The organism is Bartonella sp. AU18XJBT (genome assembly GCF_028618595.1).
Lineage (GTDB): Bacteria > Pseudomonadota > Alphaproteobacteria > Rhizobiales > Rhizobiaceae > Bartonella.
Genome location: NZ_JAQITE010000142.1, coordinates 1 through 1,191, shown reverse-complemented (window position 1 = coordinate 1,191; position 1,191 = coordinate 1). Strand labels below are relative to the sequence as shown.

Annotated in this window: 1 protein-coding gene; it reads left to right on the top strand. The window is 44.1% G+C overall.

Annotated features, from left to right (window positions below):
- Position 1: 1 nt before the first annotated feature.
- Positions 2-1,177, top strand: coding sequence for an elongation factor Tu (tuf, locus tag PVV60_RS10575; RefSeq protein WP_273724681.1), 1,176 nt, complete (start codon positions 2-4; stop codon positions 1,175-1,177).
- Positions 1,178-1,191: the final 14 nt, after the last annotated feature.

The following is a 1,191-nucleotide window of genomic DNA, read 5'->3' as shown; positions in this document are numbered from 1 at the left end:
AATGGCGAAGAGCAAGTTTGAACGAACAAAACCGCATGTTAATATTGGTACGATTGGTCACGTTGATCATGGGAAGACCTCGTTGACAGCAGCGATTACGAAATATTTTGGTGAATTTAAAGCCTATGACCAAATTGACGCTGCCCCAGAGGAACGCGCACGTGGAATTACTATTTCTACAGCACACGTTGAGTATGAAACGGAAAATCGTCACTATGCGCACGTTGATTGTCCAGGACACGCTGATTATGTTAAGAACATGATCACAGGGGCAGCGCAGATGGATGGTGCTATTTTGGTTGTTTCAGCGGCTGATGGACCAATGCCTCAGACACGTGAGCATATTTTGCTTGCACGTCAGGTTGGTGTTCCAGCAATTGTTGTTTTTCTTAATAAAGTTGATCAGGTTGATGATGCAGAACTTTTGGAGCTTGTAGAGCTTGAGGTTCGGGAACTTTTATCCAAATATGATTTCCCAGGCGATGATATACCAATTGTTAAGGGTTCTGCGTTGGCAGCCCTTGAGGATAAGGATAAAAACATTGGTGAAGATGCTGTTCGTCTTTTAATGAGTGAAGTTGATAATTATATTCCAACCCCTGAACGTCCTGTTGATCAGCCATTTTTGATGCCGATTGAAGATGTATTTTCGATTTCGGGTCGTGGAACGGTTGTCACGGGTCGTGTTGAGCGTGGTGTTATTAAAGTTGGAGAGGAAATCGAGATTATCGGTATTCGCCCAACGTCTAAGACGACGGTTACAGGCGTTGAGATGTTCCGCAAGCTTTTAGATCAAGGCCAAGCAGGTGATAATATAGGAGCTCTGCTACGTGGTGTTGACCGTGAAGGGATTGAGCGTGGTCAAGTATTGGCGAAGCCAGGATCCGTTACGCCTCATACACGTTTTAAAGCAGAAGCTTACATTTTGACAAAAGATGAAGGTGGGCGTCATACGCCATTTTTCACGAATTATCGTCCTCAGTTTTACTTCCGTACGACGGATGTTACAGGTATTGTTACGCTTCCAGAAGGAACGGAAATGGTTATGCCAGGCGATAATGTTGCTATGGATGTTTCGTTGATCGTTCCGATAGCGATGGAAGAAAAACTTCGTTTCGCTATTCGTGAAGGTGGTCGTACTGTTGGTGCCGGTATCGTCTCTAAGATCATTGAATAAATAATGCTTGTTGA